We start from the raw sequence: 15,532 nt of genomic DNA, 5'->3' as shown, positions 1-15,532 counted from the left end.
GACCCAGATATTGACCCAGATTGAAATGATTTTTATTGAATTACAATGATGTTTATATAATAGTAGAAAGTTGATATATTAGTATGTATTACATTTAAATATATACTATTTTAACAATACTTAAATGGACCAAGCAAAAGCTGCTTTAGCTAAATAATAGTTATTAATCTAGAGAATGTATGTTTTCTAGATTTTTTATATGAAAAACACATACTTTTTAGGTAAGATAATCCTAAAAAGCATGTGTTTTTTTATTAATAGGTTAAATAATTCAATAGTTTATTTAAGTCATTGATTTGCTCTTGTAAACTTACTCCAATAGTCGTATCTCTTACATATTTTCTATCCACAGGTCTATCCACAATTCGCTTGACGGAAGCAATATCATCGTTTTGTAAAATAACCTCTTCTATAGAGGAAAAAGGTTTATGAGCAACTAATTGCATGCCATAAGAATTATATAAAAGAGTATATCCGGCGATACCGGTTGTTTTTTGATAAGGTTTTGAAAATCCTCCATCGATTACTAACATTTTTCCTCCTGCTTTAATAGGCGTTTCTCCTTTAATCTCTTTAACAGGAGTATGACCATTTATAAGGTGGCTATCTTTCTTGTGGAGACCAAATTCAGAAAGGATAAAAGAAATCGTTTCTTGATACTCTCTAAGCTTATAATAAGCATTTTTTTCTTCTATGTGAGTTTCTTTATCTTCAATGAAATATCGTTCAAAAGTAGTCATTTCTTTTTTTCCAAATAATGACGAATTTTCTCCTGACCACAAATACCAAAGTAAATCTGTGTCGATATCGTTATGACTATGTGGATTAGCGTAAGCCCTTCTTAAGCTGGTTTCAAAAAAATCTAATAGATATTTTCCTTTATACGAATGTCCATTGATATGGAAAGCTTTTAATGAACCATCTTGGTTTAAAGGAACACAACCGTGAATGAGCAAGTTATCATTGTAGACAAGGTACATATTTCCTTTTCTTACTAAAAAATCAGTATGGCGTTTTAATTTTTCTGAATGGATAAAGTTGTGCATTAAACGTTCAATAATCTCTTCTTCTTCCAAAGTTAATTTAGCGGGATTATTGGGATCTACTGTCATGAAACAGGTATTGGTTAAAGCATACTTTTTTCCTTTTAAGTGAATCGATAAGTCAGTGTAGTCGACAGTTGTTAAAAGTTTTCTATGATCCATATTAAACTCTTGTCGCCTAGAAACCAATTGTTCTTCTAATTTGAATTGTAAAATAGCGGCTGCTTGATGTATTTTGGTTGTCTCCAACAGCTCTTCTTTTGATGATATCGTTTCAGGTGTTGTTTTAGGTTGAAATACTGGATTATCTAGGTAGTATTTTTCTGCATAAGTTAGTAATGGTCGTAAGTTGATACCATAAGTATCTTCAATAATATCTAAGTTATTATATCTTGCTGAAATGCGGATGATATTCATCATACAAATAGGAGAACCAGCTGCTGCTCCAATCCAAATGATGTCATGATTTCCCCATTGTATATCGACTGAATGGTAATTCATTAAAGCGTCAATAATTTTATCTGGTGCAGGTCCTCTATCATATATGTCGCCGACAACGTGTAAATGGTCTATAACTAAACGTTGGATAGTGTAACACAGGTCAATAATTAAAGCGTTTCCTTGTTTGAGCGTCAAAATATTAGAAATGATTTGATTATAATATTCTGCTTTATCAGCATTAGTTTTTACTTGATAAAGTAGCTCTTCAATTATATATGAAAAACGTTTTGGTAAAGATTTTCTTAATTTTGAGCGAGTGTATTTACTCGCACTAAATTTTATTAAACGAATTAATTGATCAATTGTTTGTCTATACCAATTAGTGTTAATTTGTTTTTCAAGATGTTTTAATTTTTCCTCGGGATAATAAATAAGTGAAGCAAGGTTCTGTTTTTCGTTAAAAGTTAATTCATTATTAAAGACATCATTTATTTTTTCTTTTACATTACCCGATCCATTTCTTAATAAATGTTGGAAAGCATTGAACTCACCATGTAAATCACTAACAAAGTGTTCAGTGCCTTTTGGTAAATTTTGAATCGCTTTCAAATTTATGATTTCGCTAATAATGTTTTCTTCATTTCCATACTGTTTATAAAGTAAATCAAGATATTTATTCTGTTCTATCATAGGACCTAAACCTTTTCTTTTTTACTTAATAGTAGTCTATCATACATTATTAGTCAATATATACCAATTGGTATAAAATACCTAATTGTCAAACGATAAAAAAATTTGTATAATTTGTAAGGATGGGGTAGGTGATAAAAAATGAGAAATGAAATGATGTATCGTCCAGTTTTAAAAGATGAAATAATAGAATTGCTTAGGCATAGACAACCAGAAATTAGTGGTAAAGTAGGGAAAGTCCAAGAAGAAGCTAAAGAGACAGGAGTACCTGTTATTCCAAATGAAACAGCCACGTTTTTACGCTTTTTCTTAAAACAAATTAAAGCAAAAAATGTTTTGGAAATTGGTACTGCTATTGGTTTTTCTGCTAGTTTGATGATAGAGGCTATGGGAAAAGATAGTCACGTGACGACGATTGACCGATTTGACGTTATGATTAGGCGAGCAAAGAATACATTTGAACAATTAGAAATTGAAGATCAAGTAACTTTACTAGAAGGTGACGCAAAAGATTTATTAGGAACACTTGATGGGCCATATGATTTTATTTTTATGGATAGTGCAAAATCAAAGTATATTGAATTTTTACCAGAATGTTTAAGGTTAGTAAAAACAGGTGGCGTGATTATGATTGATGACGTATTTCAAGCGGGAACAGTCATGCATGATATAAAGGATATACCTAAGAGCCAGCGAACTATTTATCGAAAATTAAATCAATTGTATGATACTGTACTAGGAAATGATGACTTATCTGTCACGATTCTTCCTTTAGGAGATGGTGTGTTAATGATTTCAAAAGAAGTGGATAATGTACAATTAAAAATTGACAAGGGAATGTGATATAGGCACATTCCTTATTTTTTTTATCAAAATAAAAAACCCAACTGATAAATAAATTAACAGTTGGGTTAAATAACGTCGCAGGAGGGATTCGAACCCCCGACCGTTCGCTTAGAAGGCGAATGCTCTATCCAGCTGAGCTACTGCGACTGAATGGATTAGTAGTATTGGTTGTTTTAAACAACAGAATAATCATAAACAATTTTTACAGGATAGTCAACTGTTTTTTTAATAAAAATTTTTGTTATAAAAAAACCTATGTAAAAGGAAAAATAAAAGAAAAAATGGATGATAAACAAACGGAAGTTTAAAAAACTAGACAAAAAGTAGAAGTATGATGTATACTTACAAAAGTATTGTTGATATTATGGGGAAATTAAACAATATAACAATTAATTTATGTGTAAGGGGAATATACAATATGGGGAAAATCGATCCACGAGTCATTAAAACTCGTAAAAAATTAAGACAAGCTTTTCTAGATTTGTTAAAAACACGTAGTTTAAGTGAAATGAACATCAAAGATTTAACAAATCAAGCAGGTGTTACTAGAGGTACTTTTTATTTACATTATCGAGATAAAGATACATTTATCGAAACCATTATGGAAGAAATCATTGAAGATTTCTATGAATCAGTAGTGGAATACATTCCTTATCAAGGTGATGAAGAAAAACAAATTCCACGAATCGTTTTAGATCGTGTGTTTGCTTATATTGGTAACTCACCAGAATTTTTCGTAACGTTACTAAATGAAAACGATGCAGAGGATTACCGCGTATTATTTAGTGAACGTTTGTATGACTATGTATTAGCTCATGTGAACTATGGTAACTCTATTCCAGTTAGAAAAATGCCAAAAGAATTGGTAAATAACTTTGTTGTTTACTCATTGCTAGGTATTTCAAATGCTTGGGTTAATGAAGGTCAAATTTATGCGAATCATTATATTGCCGCAATGGTATCAAAAATGTATCGCTCTGAATTGTTTATTGAAGTTGGATTGTCTGACTTTTTTGTATCTGAAACACTCTAATTTATAGAGAATGGTCAAAAGTTATTGACTGTTCTCTATTTTTTTGGTAGGATGTTAATGTTGTATTTGTGTGCACCACAACTACAACCGCACGAAACAAGTATTAAGAACATTAGTCGCTTGTGACGGCGAGTCTAAGTATAGAAGAAGGAGGTGCGGAACAAACATGTACGCTATTGTAAAAACTGGTGGAAAACAAGTTAAAGTAGAAGTAGGTCAAGCAATTTACGTTGAAAAATTAGACGTAGAAGCTGGCGGTAAAGTTGTGTTTGATGAAGTCGTTTTAGTAGGTGGAGAATCAACAAAAGTTGGAACACCACTTGTTGAAGGAGCAACTGTTGAAGGAACTGTTGAAAAACAAGGAAAACAAAAGAAAGTTGTTACTTACAAATATAAACCTAAAAAAGACAGTCATCGTAAACAAGGTCATCGTCAACCTTATACAAAAGTTATGATTGAAGCAATTAATGCCTAATTTTTAGAAAGTAGGTATGCTTGTGATACAGGCTAAATTTAAGCAAACTGAGACCGGTGACTTTTTATCATTTGAAATGGATGGACATGCTGAATCAGGTCCTTATGGATATGATATAGTGTGTGCAGCAGCATCTGTTTTGTCAATTAATACGATAAATAGTATTAACGAACTAGCAGACTATATGCCTATTTACGAAATGGAGTCAGGATATCTTTATTTTGAAAGATTGGATTCTTTATCAGATAATCAAATTGATATAACAAATTTATTGGTTCACAGTTTATTAATTGGGCTACGCTCAATTGAAACTGATAATCAAGCATTTATACAAGTTAAACTCAGTCAAGGAGGTGCAAATCCATGTTAAAAATGAATTTACAATTATTCGCCCATAAAAAAGGTGGAGGTTCTACTACTAACGGTCGTGACTCAAAATCAAAACGTTTAGGTGCTAAACGTGCTGATGGTCAAACTGTATCAGGTGGATCAATTTTATATCGTCAACGCGGAACAAAAATTTATCCAGGTGAAAACGTTGGTCGTGGTGGAGATGATACATTGTATGCAAAAGTAGACGGTGTGGTTCGTTTCGAACGCAAAGGTCGCGAAAAAACTCAAGTATCAGTTTATCCAGTGGCTAAATAATTAAAACTTTAAAGCAGCTTATTCGTTGGGATAAGTTGCTTTTTTATTTGTTTGATTTTATTTCCTTGATAAGTTTGTTATAATAAAAAGTAGCATAATGAAAAGAGGGCGACGTAAATGATGGAACGTGTAGAAAAATTACGAAGTAAAATGGTGGAACGTGGAATAGATAGTTTTTTAATTACGAATTCATATAATTTAAGATATTTAACAGGCTTTACAGGAACAACAGGTATTGCATTAATCACATTAGATAAAGCGTATTTTATTACAGATTTCAGATACACTGAACAAGCAAGTGAACAATGTGTAGGATATGAAATTGTTAAAAATGTTGAACCAGCTTTTAATGTTGCTGCAGATTTAGTGAATCAATCTAAAGTTCAAAATATGGCATTTGAAGAACAAACAGTATCGTTTTTCCAATACACTGTGTTAGAAGAATTAGTAGATGTTGATTTAATACCTATAACAGGAGTGATTGAAACCTTACGTGAAGTAAAAGATATCGCTGAGATTGAAACCATTCGTAAGGCTTGTCAAATTGCTGATGCTGCCTTTGAACATATCTTAACTTATATCAAACCTGGAATGACTGAAATACAAGTAGCAAATGAATTAGACTTTTATATGAGAAGTTTAGGAGCAAGTGGTGTGTCATTTGATACAATTGTCGCAAGTGGATTACGTTCAGCTATGCCACATGGTGTTGCAAGTGATAAAGTTATCGAAGTTGGCGATTTTATTACGATTGATTTTGGTTGTTATTATAATGGGTATGTTTCTGATATGACAAGAACGATTTCTTTAGGTGAACCAAGTGAAAAATTGAAAGAAATCTATCAAATTGTTAAAGAAGCACAACAATTGGTTTTGGATACAGCTAAGCCAGGTATGACTGGTATAGAATTAGATGCAGTAGCAAGGGATTATATTGCTGAAAAAGGATATGGTGATGCTTTTGGTCATTCAACAGGACATGGAATTGGTTTAGAAATTCACGAAGGGCCGAATGTCTCTAAATTAGCTGAAAAAGCGTTTGTTCCCGGAAATGTTATTACAAATGAGCCAGGTATTTATCTACCAGGTGTTGGTGGCGTTAGAATTGAAGATGATATGTTAGTCACAGAAGATGGTATTGACCGATTGACACATTCTCCAAAAGAGCTTATTATTTTATAGATAATTCATGTGAAAAATAGTATTTTAGGAGGCCGTTATGATATCAGTTAATGATTTAAAAACAGGCTTAACAATTGAAGTAGATGGTAATATTTATCGTGTCATTGAATTTCAACATGTTAAACCAGGAAAAGGTGCAGCGTTTGTTCGAACAAAATTAAAAAATTTACGAAATGGAAATACTGCTGAAAAAACATTTCGTGGTGGAGAAAAAGTCGCAAAAGCTCAAATAGATAATAAAAAAATGCAATATCTTTATGAGTCTGGTGGTAGTTATGTGTTTATGGATATGGATACTTATGAGCAGTTAGAGTTACCACAAGAACAAATAGCAGAAGAATTAAATTACTTATTAGAAAATAGCGAATGTCATATTATGATGTATGGAACAGAAACTATTGGAATAAATCTTCCAAATACGGTAGAATTAGAAGTCAAAGAAACAGAACCAGGAATTAAAGGAGATACATCATCAGGGGGATCAAAACCTGCTGTTATGGAAACAGGGTTAGTTGTCCAAGTACCATTCTTTATTAATGCTGGTGACCGTTTGATTATTAATACATCCGACGGGTCATATGTTTCTCGTGCATAGTGATAAACTAAAGGAGGAAGTTTAATGTCAGAAAATAAAAATTTGGTATTAAGTAACCAAAATCAAGCGATTGATGGAGAAATTGTTGTTGCTCCTGAAGTCATAGAAGTTATTGTTGGTATTGCTGCATCCAAAGTATCTGGTGTTTATGGTATGCGCGGTAACTTAGCATCTAATGTTGCTGAACTTTTTGGAAGTTCTGTTCATGACAAAGGTGTGTATTTAACAACTGATGCTGGCAAGATTAAAATTGACCTGTATTGCTTCTTGAATTATGGTGTATCAGTGCCTAAAACAGCCATTGATATGCAAGAAAAGGTGAAACAACAGGTTCTTTATATGACAGATTTAGAGATAGCAGAAGTAAATGTCCATGTTGTTGGCGTTGTTCCTGAAAAAACAACATTGCCAGATTTAAATGAATTATTTGATTCAGAAGATGAGGAAGATTAGAGTGGGATTAACAAGACACCAATTAAGAGAAGTAGCTTTTCAAACAATTTTTTCAATGATGTATCAAGAAGATGCTGCGATTATTGATTCAATCAGTTATACACTATCACTAATGGATGAGTGTTTTGAGTTAGAGGAAGAAGATTTAGTAATTCCTACTTATTTAGAAGTGGCTGTAACTGGAATTATGGAAAAACAAGGCATACTTGACGAAGTGATTGAAAAACATTTGAAAGGGTGGAAAATTAATCGTTTAGCTAAAGCTGATTTGATTATTTTACGTCTAGCCATTTTTGAAATGCTGTATTTAAAAGATATACCAAATAAAGTATCGTTAAACGAGGCGCTTGAGTTAGCTAAAACGTATAGTGATGATGAGTCTAAACGTTTTATTAATGGTGTTTTATCATCCGTTTTAGAAGATATTGAAAAAGAAACGATGTAATAAAGAGAGGACAACTGATTAATTTCTTTTGTTCTTTCTTTTTTTTGTGAAAAAATATCTGTTATATATAACAAATGTTAATTTATAGGCATAAAGATTGATAAAAAAAGTTAAGCAAGGCATAATAAATCTTGCTGTATAAAGGGTTTGGTAAATTGAGTAATATAAAGGATACAATTAATCATTAATAAAAAACAATAAAGTTTTTTCACAGGATTGGTTAATTCAACGAAAACTATATGAAGTAAGGAGCAGATCCAATTTATAGCGTATTTCTAACTATAAAGAGGAGAATAAGAATGAAAAAGAGATTTAATAAGCGTGTATTAGTGTTTGGGAGTCTGTTAGTTTGTTTAGTGTTTGGCGGGATGGTAGTTTATGCGAGTGGTATACTTACTTGGGGTGGAGAAGAAAATGTTTCTCGTATTCAAGTAGTGTTAGACACATTAAAAGGTAAAATTGATAGTCGTGATAATGAGTTAAAGAATAATTCGGTTAAATTAAAAGAAAATAAGATAGCGATTGAAGCTAAAAAGAAAGAGTTGCAAAGTAAAGAATCTGATATTAATAAAAAACAAGAACGTATTAGTAATTTAGAATCTGAAGTAGCTCAGTTAAGACAACTATATGCTCAAGAGCAAGCGTATAGTGCTCAGCTAACAGACAATATAGTATCTGAAAGAGAGCAAAAAGAAGCAGAGTTAAAAGCGAAAGCAGATGAAATCCAACAAAAAATCGAAGAAATTAATCGCTTAAATCAAGAGATAACAGATGCACAAGAAAAATATCATGCAAAAGAAAGAGAAATAAGTGAACTAAAAGAAACAACTGATCAACGATTGGAAAAAGCTAGAACTGATGTAAAAGAATTACGAGAACGAGCAGATAGTATTTTAGAAGAAGTAAATAGAAGTGAAAATGTTCAGTAATTTTTATTGTTGAAAAATGAATTCATAGTATAATAAGAACTAATTATGATAAAATAGCCTTTAATTAATAAAAAGGGATATTGTCATAATTAGTTTTTTTTATTTAACAGTGGCATAAAATATTTACTAAACATCTTATGATACAATAAAATGAAATGAAAAAATGAGGGGATGGAGACTATGACAGTAATTTTGGATGGGAAAGCATTAGCGAACAAAATGCAAGAAGATTTAGCCAATGAAGTGACAGAATGGAAAAATAAAGGTTATCGTATACCAACACTTGTGGTCATTTTAATCGGAGAAGATAGTGCAAGTAAGGTATATGTTAAAAATAAAGAGAAATCAGCACAAAAAATAGGATTTAATTCAATTGTGAGACGATTAGATATAACGATTAAAGAAGAAGATCTTTTATCAATTATTGAATCATACAATCAAGATGATTCAGTGGATGGAATTTTAGTACAACTACCACTACCAAAACATATAGATGAAGAAAAAGTATTATTAGCCATTGATCCTAGAAAGGATGTGGATGGTTTCCATCCTTTAAATGTTGGAAAATTATTTGTAGGAGATCCAGACATGCATCCATGTACTCCATATGGCATTATTACTTTGTTAAAAGAGCATAATATTCAACTTGCTGGGAAAAAAGTTGTGATTATCGGTCGAAGTAATATCGTCGGTAAACCATTGATACATATGATGTTAAATGAGGATGCGACTGTGACAATTGCTCATTCAAAAACAAAAAATTTGAAAAATGAAACGCTAACGGCAGACGTGTTGGTAGCTGCAATTGGACAAGCCGAATTTATCACATCAGATTATGTGAAAGAAGGAGCCGTTGTGGTTGATGTTGGAATGAATCGTAATAGTGAGGGCAAATTAGTTGGAGATGTTGATTACCAAGATGTATTGCCAAAAGTTAGTGCCATCACACCTGTTCCAGGAGGCGTTGGACCAATGACTATAACGATGTTAATGGAGCAAACCATGAACCAGGGAAGAAAGTATTGCGGTGAAGAAAAAGAATGACGGGAAAAAATTATTTAACAGTAACAGCCTTAACAAGGTATTTAAAACGAAAATTTGAAGCAGATCCTTATTTGGAGAAAGTTTATTTAACTGGAGAAGTATCAAATTTTAGACCTAGAGCAAACAGTCATCAATATTTTAGCTTGAAGGATGAAAAAGCTAAATTATCTGCGGTGATGTTTAAAGGTGCTTATCAAAAATTAAAATTTCAACCAGAAGAAGGCATGAAAGTTTTAGTAGTTGGTCGAATTTCTCTTTATGAAGCATCAGGAAATTATCAAATTTATATTGATCATATGGAACCAGATGGTGTAGGAGCTCTCTATCAAGCCTATGAACAGCTTAAAAGTTTACTAAATCAAGAAGGGCTATTTAAAGAAAGTCATAAACAACCATTAATTAAATATCCTAAACGTATTGCAGTTGTCACTAGTCCTAGTGGCGCGGTAATTAAAGATATTATCACAACTATTCAAAGACGTTATCCGATTGCGCAACTCGTTTTATTTCCAACAAAAGTTCAAGGAGACGATGCCTCTAAAGAAATTGCTCAACGGATTAGAGAAATTAATGAGATAGGAAGTTTTGATACCATGATTGTTGGTCGTGGTGGAGGTTCTATTGAGGATTTATGGTCTTTTAATACGGAGGAAGTTGTAAGGGCGGTATTCGAATCCAGAACGCCTGTTATTTCATCTGTCGGGCATGAAACAGATACGACACTGACTGATTTAGTGGCCGATGTTAGAGCAGCAACACCTACTGCAGCTGCAGAATTAGCAGTTCCAGTATTAAAAGAAGAGTTAATAAAAATTCGTGAAAAACAAATGCGTTTATACAATGCATTAAATAATCAGTTGAAACATAAACGGGCTAACTATGATAAATTGAGTCAGTCAGTGATGTTTAAGCAACCGAATAGATTATACGAAGCCTTTTACTTACAATTAGATGGTTTAGACAGACGTTTGAAACAAACCATTACAAATACATTGCATGAAAAACAAACGCAGTGGCAAAAGCAATCTGAAAAATTAATGCTTAAAAATCCTTCAGAACAAATAAAAAGACGTCATCAAGAGCTTACTTTTTTTGAACAATCACTTAATCGTTCGATGCAACAGCTGTTACTTAATAAAGAAAAGCATTTTTATCAAGCGGCTGAATCACTTGATTTATTAAGTCCTTTAAAAACAATGAGCAGAGGATATAGTTATGTTACGAAACAACAACATATTGTAAAAAGCGTATCAGATGTTAAAATTGAAGATGAAGTGACGTTAAATGTATCAGATGGTAAAATAATAACAATTGTAAAAGAAATAGAAAGCGATGGGATGATATGACCAAAGAAAAACAAACGTTTGAAGAATCAATGGAAGAGTTAGAAACGATTATTAAAGGACTTGAATCAGGAGATGTTCCGTTAGAAATAGCTTTAGAAGAATTTCAACGTGGTGTAGAATTAAGTAAGCAGTGCCAAGAAACATTAGCTAATGCAGAAAAGACCTTAACAAAAGTCATGAGTCAAGATGGTCAAGAAATAGAGTTTGAATCTAAAGGAGAGTAATGATGACAAATTATTCTGATTTTGTCGCAATGAATGCACCAAAGATTGAACAAAGCATCTGTGAGTTTCTTCAGAAAGAAACGATTGGAGAAGAATTAACTAAGTCAATGATTTATTCTATTAAAGCGGGTGGAAAAAAATTTCGTCCACTTCTTTTTTTAGCAACGTTAGATTTATTGGATTACTCTATTACACAGTCTGAATATGATGTGGCAAGTTCACTTGAAATGGTTCATACCTATTCGTTGATTCATGATGATTTGCCAGCGATGGATGATGATGACTTACGTCGTGGAATGCCAACAAATCATATTGAATTTGGAGAAGCATTAGCTATTTTGGCAGGAGACGGGTTGTTAACTGAAGCGTTTCACTTATTATCTTTGGCTGATATTGACCCTGAAAAGCTAGTTAAAATCATGGGAATATTATCAGCTAGTGCTGGTACAAAAGGAATGATTGCAGGACAAGTAGAAGATATACAGGCTGAAAATAGGCAAGTTTCCTTAGAAGGGTTACAGAAAATTCATGAGAAAAAAACAGGAGCACTAATAAAAAGTGCTGTCGAAATGGCTTGTATTATAGCTGACGCTACTATCGTTGTCCAGGATAAACTAGAACAGTATGCAACTGCTTTAGGGATTGCATTTCAAATCCGTGATGATTTACTTGATGTTATTGGAGATGAGACGTTAATCGGTAAACACACTGGTAGTGATGAAAAGTTAAATAAATCAACTTATGTGTCCCTATTGGGATTATCTGGTGCTAAAGAAGCTTTTTATGAGCAATGTGATGAGGCGCAAGAAGCATTGAATCAAGTCAAATTAGAATTAAAACGACCAATAAATGATTTGACAATATTAGATGAAATACTAAAAGAATTGAAGGAAATAGTATGAAAGAAAAAGTAGGAAAAGAACGTGTTGATGTTCTTTTAGTGCAACAAGGACTGTGTGAAACAAGAGAAAAAGCAAAACGGACAGTTATGGCTGGTTTAGTTTGTGATGAAAAAAATATTCGCTATGACAAACCCGGAGAAAAAATTCCGACTACAACTGAACTTAGATTAAAAGGGCAAGTAATGAAATATGTGTCTCGTGGTGGATTGAAACTAGAAAAAGCAATTGAAGTATTTAATATTGATTTTTCAAATCGAACCTTATTGGATATTGGGTCATCAACTGGGGGATTTACTGATGTTGCCTTACAAAATGGGGCAATGATGAGTTACGCTCTGGATGTCGGTTCTAATCAACTCGCATGGAAATTAAGACAAGATGAACGTGTTGAAGTCATGGAAAAAACGAATTTTAGATATTCTAAGTTATCGGATTTTAAATTAGGTCAACCCAATATTGCCACAATTGATGTCTCGTTTATTTCATTAAAATTGATTATTCCAGTATTACGAGACATCATTTCGGAAGATGGAGAAGTTGTGGCATTGATTAAACCACAATTTGAAGCAGGAAAAGAACAAGTGGGAAAAAAGGGAATTATTCGAGATAAAAAAGTGCATATGGATGTATTGAATAAAATGATCAGTATGATGACGGAATCTCAATTTGATGTCGTGCAGTTAGATTATTCTCCAATTACTGGCGGTGAAGGGAATATAGAGTTTCTTGCTTACTTAAAACCTTGCCAAACAACCGGAAATTATCTGGGACGTGAAATACCAGAAGAGTTAGTAGAAAGAGCCCACAATCACTTGAATGAATAAGAGAGGTCAGGCTGAGTATGAGAAAATCCGAACGACAAAAACTAATAAAAAAAATAATATTTGAGGAAAATGTTGGGAAACAAGAAGAGCTAGTTATAATTTTAAAAGAGCGGGGGATACCTGTCACACAAGCAACTGTATCAAGAGACATTAAAGAATTAAATTTAATTAAACAAGTTGATGAAAATGGGGTTTTTAAATATTTTTTACCTAAAAATGACACAGCTGAAAAGCGTCGTTTAGAAAAAATGATGGGAACATCATTTATCAGTATTGACACGATGGACAATTTAGTGAATCTCCAATTAGAGCCTGGGGTTGGAGTAATTATTGGTAAATTAGTCGAGTTTGTTTATGAAGAAAGTTTATTTACTGTTGTATCTAACGATGATAAATTACTGATTATTACGCGAACCCATGAACAAGCGCGTATGTTAGAAAGAGAAATTTTATCTATGACATAATGGAGTGATGACCGATATGATTCAAGAATTAACAGTTCAGGATTTTGCAATTATTTCTAATTTAACAATTCCTTTTCGAGAAGGCATGACCGTTTTAACAGGTGAAACCGGCGCGGGGAAATCAATTATTATAGATGCAATGGGACTTATCGCTGGTGGCAGAGGATCAATTGATTATATACGAGATGGGGCAGAAAAGTGTCGTATTGAAGGGTCTTTTTTTGTGTCAGATAATGAAGATGTAGCAACTTTTTTGGAGAAAAATGGAATAGAGCCATCAGATGGACAATTGGTTATACAGCGTGAAATTTATCGTACCGGACGAAATAATTGTCGCATTAACGGACAACTTGTTACTACAAAAATATTACGAGAAATAGGACCATATATAGTAGATATTCATGGTCAAAATGAACATCAAGAATTAATGCATGTTTCTAATCATTTGCATTTATTAGATCAATATGGCATGCAACAATTAGGTAATGAATTAACAGTTTATCAAGAAAAATTTAAGAACTACATGTCTCTTAAAGAGCACGTCAATCATTTATTAAATAATGAAAAAGAATTTGTTCAACGAATGGATATGTTGACGTTTCAGTATAAAGAAATAGAATCAGCACAGTTGACGAATGGAGAAGAAGAAACTTTAATTGAGGAACGACGTAAATTAATGAATTTCCAAAAAATTATGGATTCATTAAAAAAAACCTATCAATATTTAGATAATGAAGAACTAAATGCTGTCACATTAAGTGGTGCTGCGATGACTGAAATGGAACAAATAGAAACGATTGATGATGAGTACGCTGAAACAACAGAATTATTAAGAACAGCCTATTACTCTTTGCAAGAAGCAACTGGAAGAGTTAGTAGTTCTTTGGAGCAGCTAGAGATGGATGATGAGCGACTGATTGTCATTGAAAATAGACTAGATGTCATTAGACAGTTGAAAAGAAAATATGGTGATAGCGTTGGTGAAATATTAGAATACTTTAAAGGTATATCAGAGGAATTGTCGGAAGAATTAGGAAACACAACGGATGTTAATAAATTAACAGAAAAATTAGAACAGGAAAAAAATGAGTTAAATAAATTAGCCAAAAATATTAGTCAAATACGTCATGGTGTTGCAAAAGTATTAGAAAAAAATATCATGAAACAATTAGCGAGTCTTTACATGGAACAGGCAATCTTTAAAGTTAATTTTATAGAGACTGAATTGACAATAAATGGACTAGATAAAATTGAATTCTATTTATCTACTAATGTTGGTGAATCTCCTAAGCCATTAACAAAAATTGTTTCAGGTGGAGAATTATCTCGTATTATGTTAGCTTTAAAAACTATTTTTTCTGCCACACAATCAGTGACAAGTATTGTATTTGATGAGGTAGATACGGGTGTTAGTGGAAGAGTAGCTCAAGCAATTGCTGAAAAAATTCATCAAATAGGAAAATATTCGCAAGTTCTTTGTATTACCCATTTACCACAAGTTGCAGCTATTGCTGATACGCAATACTTTATTAGAAAAGTAGTGAAGGATAATCGTACGCAAACAGTTGTTAATGAATTAACAGAAACGGAACGGGTCAATGAAATAGCAAGAATGTTATCTGGGGCAGATGTTACTGAGTTAACAAAAGAACATGCTAAGGAATTATTATCTTTAGCCAAAAAAGACCACTAACAATTTAACATGTTAGTGATCTTTTTTGACTAAATAAGTCCTAAGGCTGCTAAAGAGGTTAAAACTAATCCGCCAACCGTTACAATAAGCATGATCCATATTACAATTTTAGTGATTTTGTTAAATGTTGATTGTGGTTTTTTATCCATTATGTTGTATTCACTCCAATATTATAGTTATTATGCTATATTTTACAATGAGATTTATAAAAATAGCAAGAAAATCAATAAAATGTAAAAAAATGCTTAAATAAAT

General features: G+C 32.4%; 19 protein-coding genes, 1 tRNA gene and 1 other annotated feature. Of the genes, 17 read left to right on the top strand and 3 right to left on the bottom strand.

Translation table 11 applies throughout. The annotated features are described in order from the left end of the window. Positions 1-254 precede the first annotated feature (254 nt). Positions 255-2,174, bottom strand: coding sequence for a fructose-1,6-bisphosphatase (locus G314FT_RS00345; RefSeq protein WP_257701580.1), 1,920 nt, complete (start codon positions 2,172-2,174; stop codon positions 255-257). Positions 2,175-2,315: 141 nt separating this feature from the next. Between G314FT_RS00345 and G314FT_RS00340 the strand changes: the two genes are divergently transcribed. Continuing rightward, positions 2,316-3,017: an O-methyltransferase gene (locus G314FT_RS00340; protein ID WP_257701579.1), complete on the top strand. Its 702-nt coding sequence runs from the start codon at positions 2,316-2,318 to the stop codon at positions 3,015-3,017. Between the two features lie 76 nt (positions 3,018-3,093). On the opposite strand, the gene G314FT_RS00335 is transcribed toward G314FT_RS00340, so the two are convergent. Beyond that, positions 3,094-3,167: transfer RNA gene (locus tag G314FT_RS00335), tRNA-Arg, on the bottom strand. A gap of 271 nt (positions 3,168-3,438) precedes the next feature. Here G314FT_RS00335 and G314FT_RS00330 point away from each other — a divergent pair. From G314FT_RS00330 to recN, 16 genes are all read left to right on the top strand, one after another. Continuing rightward, positions 3,439-4,053: a TetR/AcrR family transcriptional regulator gene (locus G314FT_RS00330; protein ID WP_257701578.1), complete on the top strand. Its 615-nt coding sequence runs from the start codon at positions 3,439-3,441 to the stop codon at positions 4,051-4,053. Between the two features lie 75 nt (positions 4,054-4,128). Next, positions 4,129-4,199 (top strand) — a sequence feature (ribosomal protein L21 leader region). 20 nt (positions 4,200-4,219) lie between these two features. After that, on the top strand, positions 4,220-4,528 hold the full coding sequence (gene rplU / locus G314FT_RS00325; RefSeq protein ID WP_071456389.1) for a 50S ribosomal protein L21: 309 nt from the start codon (positions 4,220-4,222) through the stop codon (positions 4,526-4,528). Between the two features lie 22 nt (positions 4,529-4,550). Then, the gene (locus G314FT_RS00320) at positions 4,551-4,898 is read left to right on the top strand and encodes a ribosomal-processing cysteine protease Prp (protein WP_257701577.1); all 348 of its coding nucleotides are present in this window, start codon (positions 4,551-4,553) and stop codon (positions 4,896-4,898) included. Further along, entirely contained in the window at positions 4,892-5,176 is a 285-nt protein-coding gene (rpmA, locus tag G314FT_RS00315) for a 50S ribosomal protein L27 (protein WP_257701576.1), read from the top strand. The genes G314FT_RS00320 and rpmA overlap by 7 nt, the downstream gene beginning before the upstream one ends. A gap of 117 nt (positions 5,177-5,293) precedes the next feature. Further along, on the top strand, positions 5,294-6,358 hold the full coding sequence (locus G314FT_RS00310; protein WP_257701575.1) for a M24 family metallopeptidase: 1,065 nt from the start codon (positions 5,294-5,296) through the stop codon (positions 6,356-6,358). 37 nt (positions 6,359-6,395) lie between these two features. Next, on the top strand, positions 6,396-6,953 hold the full coding sequence (gene efp / locus G314FT_RS00305) for an elongation factor P (protein ID WP_257701574.1): 558 nt from the start codon (positions 6,396-6,398) through the stop codon (positions 6,951-6,953). Positions 6,954-6,977: 24 nt separating this feature from the next. Further along, positions 6,978-7,406, top strand: a complete 429-nt coding sequence (locus G314FT_RS00300; protein WP_257701573.1) for an Asp23/Gls24 family envelope stress response protein — start codon at positions 6,978-6,980, stop codon at positions 7,404-7,406. A gap of 55 nt (positions 7,407-7,461) precedes the next feature. Beyond that, positions 7,462-7,851, top strand: a complete 390-nt coding sequence (nusB, locus tag G314FT_RS00295) for a transcription antitermination factor NusB (RefSeq protein ID WP_423837535.1) — start codon at positions 7,462-7,464, stop codon at positions 7,849-7,851. A gap of 299 nt (positions 7,852-8,150) precedes the next feature. Then, positions 8,151-8,780 (top strand): hypothetical protein, encoded by a 630-nt coding sequence (locus G314FT_RS00290; protein ID WP_257701571.1) that lies wholly within the window; start codon positions 8,151-8,153, stop codon positions 8,778-8,780. A 180-nt stretch (positions 8,781-8,960) separates the two neighbouring features. Then, positions 8,961-9,824, top strand: a complete 864-nt coding sequence (gene folD / locus G314FT_RS00285; protein ID WP_257701570.1) for a bifunctional methylenetetrahydrofolate dehydrogenase/methenyltetrahydrofolate cyclohydrolase FolD — start codon at positions 8,961-8,963, stop codon at positions 9,822-9,824. Continuing rightward, a complete protein-coding gene (gene xseA, locus G314FT_RS00280; RefSeq protein ID WP_257701569.1) occupies positions 9,821-11,170 on the top strand; it encodes an exodeoxyribonuclease VII large subunit in 1,350 nt (449 codons plus the stop codon). The genes folD and xseA overlap by 4 nt, the downstream gene beginning before the upstream one ends. Beyond that, positions 11,167-11,394, top strand: a complete 228-nt coding sequence (locus G314FT_RS00275) for an exodeoxyribonuclease VII small subunit (protein ID WP_257701568.1) — start codon at positions 11,167-11,169, stop codon at positions 11,392-11,394. The genes xseA and G314FT_RS00275 overlap by 4 nt, the downstream gene beginning before the upstream one ends. A gap of 2 nt (positions 11,395-11,396) precedes the next feature. Further along, entirely contained in the window at positions 11,397-12,296 is a 900-nt protein-coding gene (locus G314FT_RS00270; protein ID WP_257701567.1) for a polyprenyl synthetase family protein, read from the top strand. Then, positions 12,293-13,120: a TlyA family RNA methyltransferase gene (locus G314FT_RS00265; RefSeq protein ID WP_257701566.1), complete on the top strand. Its 828-nt coding sequence runs from the start codon at positions 12,293-12,295 to the stop codon at positions 13,118-13,120. Before G314FT_RS00270 ends, G314FT_RS00265 begins: the two co-directional genes overlap by 4 nt. Positions 13,121-13,137: 17 nt before the next feature. Beyond that, entirely contained in the window at positions 13,138-13,584 is a 447-nt protein-coding gene (locus tag G314FT_RS00260; protein WP_257701565.1) for an arginine repressor, read from the top strand. 16 nt (positions 13,585-13,600) lie between these two features. Continuing rightward, entirely contained in the window at positions 13,601-15,277 is a 1,677-nt protein-coding gene (recN, locus tag G314FT_RS00255) for a DNA repair protein RecN (protein WP_257701564.1), read from the top strand. A 29-nt stretch (positions 15,278-15,306) separates the two neighbouring features. Here recN and G314FT_RS00250 read toward each other — a convergent pair whose 3' ends face one another. Then, positions 15,307-15,426 carry a DUF4044 domain-containing protein gene (locus tag G314FT_RS00250; RefSeq protein ID WP_423837513.1) on the bottom strand — a complete coding sequence of 40 codons (120 nt, stop codon included), beginning with the start codon at positions 15,424-15,426 and terminating at the stop codon, positions 15,307-15,309. Between the last annotated feature and the right edge of the window lie 106 nt (positions 15,427-15,532).

It is taken from the genome of Vagococcus luciliae, from assembly GCF_024637875.1.
GTDB classification, from domain to species: domain Bacteria; phylum Bacillota; class Bacilli; order Lactobacillales; family Vagococcaceae; genus Vagococcus; species Vagococcus luciliae.
Note: the sequence above shows the minus strand (reverse complement) of the source record. Positions and strands in the feature narration are given on the sequence as shown.

Bases quoted from the DNA above. Each gene is read 5' to 3' on its own strand.
- G314FT_RS00345 (WP_257701580.1), bottom strand. From the start codon at position 2,174: ATGATAGAACAGAATAAATATCTTGATTTACTTTATAAACAGTATGGA.
- G314FT_RS00340 (WP_257701579.1), top strand. From the start codon at position 2,316: ATGAGAAATGAAATGATGTATCGTCCAGTTTTAAAAGATGAAATAATA.
- G314FT_RS00330 (WP_257701578.1), top strand. From the start codon at position 3,439: ATGGGGAAAATCGATCCACGAGTCATTAAAACTCGTAAAAAATTAAGA.
- rplU (WP_071456389.1), top strand. From the start codon at position 4,220: ATGTACGCTATTGTAAAAACTGGTGGAAAACAAGTTAAAGTAGAAGTA.
- rpmA (WP_257701576.1), top strand. From the start codon at position 4,892: ATGTTAAAAATGAATTTACAATTATTCGCCCATAAAAAAGGTGGAGGT.
- G314FT_RS00310 (WP_257701575.1), top strand. From the start codon at position 5,294: ATGATGGAACGTGTAGAAAAATTACGAAGTAAAATGGTGGAACGTGGA.
- efp (WP_257701574.1), top strand. From the start codon at position 6,396: ATGATATCAGTTAATGATTTAAAAACAGGCTTAACAATTGAAGTAGAT.
- G314FT_RS00300 (WP_257701573.1), top strand. From the start codon at position 6,978: ATGTCAGAAAATAAAAATTTGGTATTAAGTAACCAAAATCAAGCGATT.
- nusB (WP_423837535.1), top strand. From the start codon at position 7,462: ATGATGTATCAAGAAGATGCTGCGATTATTGATTCAATCAGTTATACA.
- G314FT_RS00290 (WP_257701571.1), top strand. From the start codon at position 8,151: ATGAAAAAGAGATTTAATAAGCGTGTATTAGTGTTTGGGAGTCTGTTA.
- folD (WP_257701570.1), top strand. From the start codon at position 8,961: ATGACAGTAATTTTGGATGGGAAAGCATTAGCGAACAAAATGCAAGAA.
- xseA (WP_257701569.1), top strand. From the start codon at position 9,821: ATGACGGGAAAAAATTATTTAACAGTAACAGCCTTAACAAGGTATTTA.
- G314FT_RS00275 (WP_257701568.1), top strand. From the start codon at position 11,167: ATGACCAAAGAAAAACAAACGTTTGAAGAATCAATGGAAGAGTTAGAA.
- G314FT_RS00270 (WP_257701567.1), top strand. From the start codon at position 11,397: ATGACAAATTATTCTGATTTTGTCGCAATGAATGCACCAAAGATTGAA.
- G314FT_RS00265 (WP_257701566.1), top strand. From the start codon at position 12,293: ATGAAAGAAAAAGTAGGAAAAGAACGTGTTGATGTTCTTTTAGTGCAA.
- G314FT_RS00260 (WP_257701565.1), top strand. From the start codon at position 13,138: ATGAGAAAATCCGAACGACAAAAACTAATAAAAAAAATAATATTTGAG.
- recN (WP_257701564.1), top strand. From the start codon at position 13,601: ATGATTCAAGAATTAACAGTTCAGGATTTTGCAATTATTTCTAATTTA.
- G314FT_RS00250 (WP_423837513.1), bottom strand. From the start codon at position 15,426: ATGGATAAAAAACCACAATCAACATTTAACAAAATCACTAAAATTGTA.